The organism is Streptomyces sp. NPDC002573, assembly GCF_042889625.1.
GTDB classification, from domain to species: domain Bacteria; phylum Actinomycetota; class Actinomycetes; order Streptomycetales; family Streptomycetaceae; genus Streptomyces; species Streptomyces gibsoniae.
This window is the reverse complement of the sequence record NZ_JBIARC010000108.1, coordinates 10930-15676: the sequence shown is the minus strand read 5'-3', so window position 1 is coordinate 15676 and position 4747 is coordinate 10930. Positions and strand designations below refer to the sequence as shown.

The following is a 4747-nucleotide window of genomic DNA, read 5'->3' as shown; positions in this document are numbered from 1 at the left end:
CCCGCACGCGGCATACCAGACGCCGCAGCCGGACCGAGATCCTGACCCGCCGCCCGTCCACCGGGACGTCAGCGAGCGTACGGGTATGAAAGCCGCTGGCGAGTCGTCGCCGCCCTCCGCCACGAGCCCGCAGCCCTCGTCCTCTCCCGCCAGGCACTCCCCACCCTCGACCGCACTCGGCTCGGGGCGGCCGACGGCGTCGCACGGGGCGCCTACGTGCTAGCGGATGCGCCCTCGGGCAAGCCCGACGTGATCCTGCTCGCCACGGGCTCCGAGGTGTCCCTGGCCTTGACCGCCCACGACGAACTCGCCGCCGCAGGCATCGCGTCCCGGGTGGTGAGCATGCCGTGCTGGGAGCTGTTCGACCGCCAGCCGCGAGAGTACCGCGATCAGGTGCTGCCACCTGCAGTGACGGCCAGGGTCGCGGTGGAAGAGGCCTCCACGTTCGGATGGGACCGGTACGTCGGCGACGGCGGGGCCATCGTCGGTATGCACACCTTCGGTGCCTCCGCACCCCTCAAACAGCTGCTCACGAAGTTCGGATTCACCCCTGAGCGCGTCACACAGCTGGCACGCGAACTGGTGGCTGCCGGCTGAGGAGGGAGGTAGCCAAGGATCGTTGAGCAGAGTTCCGGTAGAGGCCGACGAACGGATCGAATCATGACCACAGTCAGCAAGCGGGGTGCTCCCGGAAGCGAATCCGCCCCAGCGCCGGTTGCGATGACGAAATCCGACGGCCCCGGGCCGGGCGCCGCGGCCGACCTCGTCTGCTCACGCAATTCAGTGACTGTCCATGTGGCAGGTCGGCGAGTGGAACTGCCGCCGACGGAGCAGCTCGCCTTCCTGGCGGGGATTGGGCTCCTCGCTGCACTCGAGATCATCGAGTGGCCCGTCGGGCTGACCATCGCCATCGGGCATGAAATAGCCCGTAACAGGCACAGCAAGGTACTCCGCGAGTTCGGAGAAGCCCTGGAAGAGTCCTGACAGGCCATCTCCGAGTCGTGCCTTCGATTGGGGTCGGTGCGGTGAGCGGCCCCTGACCAGCCACGTCGGTCAAGGGGCCGCAGGACTAGCGCCGTCCGGGCCCAGCTGTGTCAAGGGGTAACGTGTCGGCCATCGGTCGGTATGGAGAAGGCTCGCGGCCTGCGCTCCGCGCGGTAGCGGATGTCATCCTGTACGTCGGATGACCAGTACGGCCACATCGTCGATATGGCCCACCGCGACGGCTACGTCGAGGATTCGGTCGGCGGTCGCCTCGGCGTCCAGTCCGTCGTGGAGGGCTTCGCTGGCCAGTGTTCCGATCAGCTCCAGTCCGGCATCCAGCGTCAAGCTTGGCCCTTCCAACACGCCGTCGGTGACCATGACGAGCGCGTTGTCTCTGTCCAGGGTGAAGGTCACCTCGTGGTAGTCGGTGTCGGGCACGACTCCCAGGACCGGGCCGCCCGGCAGCTCACAGACGTTGTGGCTGCCGTCTTTGTGCGCGTACAGCAACGGCACATGGCCGGCGCTGGTACCGGTGACCTGGCCGTCGTGTGGATCGATGTGCAGCATGGTGCAGCTGGCGAATCGTGCGGTGCCCATCGTGATGAGCAAGTCGTTGGTGCGTGTCAGCACGGTTCCCGGATCTGGTTCTTGGGCGGCGATCGCGCGCATGGACGAGCTCACTTGTCCCATGAAGGCGGCGGCGTCCACGTCGTGCCCTTGGGCGTCGCCGATCTCCAGGGCGATCGCGCCGTCGGGCATGACGAAGGCGTCGTACCAGTCGCCGCCGATGTCGAGCCCGTCCTGGCTCGGTCGGTAGCGGGCGGCGACCTCCAAGCCCGGGAGGTGCTTAGGCAGCTTGGGGAGCATGGTCTGCTGGAGCGCCGTGGCCAGCTCGATTCGTGCCTTTTGCAACCTGATGCGCTTCAGTGCCTGGCCTGCCAGGTCGGTCAGAGTACTGATGAGGGCACGCTCGTGCGGGGACCAGTGGTGCTCACTGTCGTAGGTGACCGACCAGGCTCCGACCGGTTGTTCGCCCAGCGGGCTGAGGGGACTGACCACAGCAGCGAAGTCGGCCCCGAGCTGGTCGATCCACGGCAATATGACTCCTTGTGGCCAGTGGCGGATGTATTGCCTCTGGTTGGGAATGAACTGCGGCTTGCCGGTTCGGATGGCATGGGACAGCAGGCTCGAGGCATCCAGCGACAGGTCTTGCAGGGCTTTGGCCAGCGGCAACGGGAATCCGGCATCGGAGAGAACGCGTAGCTGGCCGTCGTCGACGAACGCCAGCACCGCGCCGGTACCGCCGAAAGTCGCGGCGAGCCGTGTCAGGATGACCTGCTGCAGTTCTTGCTCCGTGGCCGCAGTGATCAGAGCGGAGGAGAATTCAGCGACCTCGTCGGCGCGCTGCCGCTCAGCAGCCAACGCGACCAACGCTCTCCGTCGGCGCGCTCCCTGCTGGGTGTCGTCCCGGACCACTGCGAAAGTCCGTACAGGGCCGCCGAACCCCAGTTGGATCCGACTGGCCTGGCAGGCCAGATGGCGCCAGTCATCGTGCTCAGCGAGGTACCGCAACCTGATCCAGGGTGACTGGGGGGCGGTCGTACGCATGAGCCGGCGCAGCGCCTGCCGGTCATCGGGGTGGGCTCGCCGCACCACCTCGGACAAGGACATGGAACCCTCCGGGAACAGCATCGCCAGGGCGGGTGCGCCGCCCATCCACTCCACCTGGCGGTCATCACGGGCGCACATGCACAGACCGAGATTGGCGGCCTTGGCTGCCAATCGGAACGGAATCAACAGACCGTTCAGGTCGTTCCCGGCGTACAACGAGTGCACCCACACGAGCTGCTCGCCACCGGCGGGATCCTCCACTGCCCGCGCCTCGATCAAGCAGACAACGGGCGCATGGCCTGGCCCGGGGAACTCCAGCACCCGCATGGCGACCGTTCCCGTGGTGGTGGCGTGTGCCACGAGACTCTCGGCTGGTATCCGCTGACTTGCGGGCAACAGATCACCGATGTTACGACCCACGCATTGGTTCGGTGGTCTGCCCAGGTTGCTGGCCATCGCAACATTGAGGCTGCGGATGGCACCGTCCAAGGTCAGAAGAGCCGACGGGTCGGCGCTTCGAAGGAGCTCGTCCGAGGCGTCCATCTACCGCTCCCTGACGATCAGCGAGCGACGTTATATCTCTGTTCATTCTACTTCGACTTCCCGGGGCTTCGCATTACCCGATCAAGGCCGGGAGAGCTGTTCGGCTCCACTCCTGCTCCGACTCGCTCTGGTGAGTTGCCTGGGTCCAGACACTATTTCCCCCTTGTGTCCCCCGACAGCAGCAGATTTCGGAGAAATCGCAGGCCTCGGAGGGTGAACGGAGCCCGCTGGAAATCCGCCGTGTGTATGAGCGGGGCCGTCTCTGGGCCCTCGAAGGGCGGCCCAGAGAGCCCGGCGACGAATGCGGAGCGACGCGGGCCCTGAGCCATGCCGACTGCGGGAGGAGCCCGATTGCCCGTTGACCGCCCAGGCGAGTGCGAACGATCCCATCCAGTCGCTCCACCGCGCTCACAAAAGGGGCGATGATCTCCTCGATCTTCGCGTCGAGTTCACGATGTCGGCGTCGATGGCATCGATCCGTTCCAGCATCTTGCCCAGCAGGAAGGCGTGGTGCCCGGTGAACGCCTCCTCCAGCGCCGAGATCTTGCCGCGCATCCGGGAACGGGCCAGCTGGGCGAGCGCCGCCTGGGCGCGATCCGCGGCGATCAGCGCGGCTGACATCGCCCGGCCGGAGACGCCGAAGATGTTCGGAGGCGACCACGCTCAGCTTGATCTGCGCGTCCTTACTGTAAGCAGCTTCTCCACCCGGTTCCTCTCCGCCCCGCGCACCCCGAAGTCCCCGACCCTGCTCCTGCGGAACTGCCACACAGATCGCCATGGGCATCACCATGGGGTACAGACGTCTGTCACGCAGGGGCGGCCACAGACCGTGATCTGCGGCCGCCCCTGCGTGACAGACGGCCCGATGTCGCATCAAACGTATGCCACACCGTAGTTGGCGGCCCACTCACGCTTCAGGTCGTCCTCGTTCGCGTGCCCGAACGTGTACGCGGGAGAGTCCACCCGCAGCACCCGGTCCACCCGGATCAGTACAGCCTCGTGGCATGGGTAGATGGGATCGCCGTGGGTGTTCAGCACCCATTGGCGGGACCAGTCGTACACCGGGTCGCCTTCCCCGCGGATCTCGGCTGTCCCCTTGAAGCGGTATCCCCGCCTGAGCAGGAAGTCGATCACGTTGACCTCAACCCGCGGATTGTGCCGCAGGTTCTCCACCGTGTTGGGCGAGGCCATGTTCATAAATACCAGGTGATCGTCGTCGTAGACCCGCACAGACCCCTTCGGGGAGAGGTTCGGAGAGCCGTCCTCGCAGACCGTCGCAACGAACGCCAGCTTGGCGCTGGTGACGATCTGCCGCATGTCCTCAGTGATTATTCCCATCGCTCCTCAACCTTTCCCAGCGGGCCGATGGCCTGGGCCGCGGAAGCCCTGGCTGCTCGCTCTGCGCTGTTGCGCCTTCTTGATCGTGCTGGGCGCCCGTTGTGCGCCGACACCCCGGTCAGTGTTCGCTCCGCACGGACGGCCGTTCCGGGGACCGTGTCCCCGAGCTCGGAACCCGACCGGGGGGGGGGGGGGGGGGGGGGGGGGGGGGGGGGGGGGGGGGGGGGGGCCCCCCCGGGGGGGCCCCCCCCCCCCCGGGGGGGGCGGGGGC

The 4747-nt window shown here is 67.0% G+C and carries 5 protein-coding genes; 2 read left to right on the top strand and 3 right to left on the bottom strand.

Annotation, left to right across the window (positions count from 1 at the left end; all coding sequences use genetic code 11):
- Positions 1-216: 216 nt before the first annotated feature.
- A complete protein-coding gene (locus tag ACFYX0_RS42975) occupies positions 217-597 on the top strand; it encodes a transketolase C-terminal domain-containing protein (RefSeq protein ID WP_388980092.1) in 381 nt (126 codons plus the stop codon).
- Positions 598-660: 63 nt separating this feature from the next.
- On the top strand, positions 661-984 hold the full coding sequence (locus ACFYX0_RS42970) for a hypothetical protein (protein ID WP_388980089.1): 324 nt from the start codon (positions 661-663) through the stop codon (positions 982-984).
- A gap of 183 nt (positions 985-1167) precedes the next feature.
- On the opposite strand, the gene ACFYX0_RS42965 is transcribed toward ACFYX0_RS42970, so the two are convergent.
- The 3 genes from ACFYX0_RS42965 to ACFYX0_RS42955 all read right to left on the bottom strand — a co-directional run bounded on the left by ACFYX0_RS42965 (position 1168) and on the right by ACFYX0_RS42955 (position 4476).
- Positions 1168-3138, bottom strand: coding sequence for a SpoIIE family protein phosphatase (locus ACFYX0_RS42965; RefSeq protein ID WP_388980086.1), 1971 nt, complete (start codon positions 3136-3138; stop codon positions 1168-1170).
- A gap of 408 nt (positions 3139-3546) precedes the next feature.
- Complete coding sequence (locus tag ACFYX0_RS42960; RefSeq protein ID WP_388980083.1) at positions 3547-3759, bottom strand: hypothetical protein; 213 nt, start codon at positions 3757-3759, stop codon at positions 3547-3549.
- Positions 3760-4011: 252 nt separating this feature from the next.
- Complete coding sequence (locus ACFYX0_RS42955; protein ID WP_388980081.1) at positions 4012-4476, bottom strand: pyridoxamine 5'-phosphate oxidase family protein; 465 nt, start codon at positions 4474-4476, stop codon at positions 4012-4014.
- Between the last annotated feature and the right edge of the window lie 271 nt (positions 4477-4747).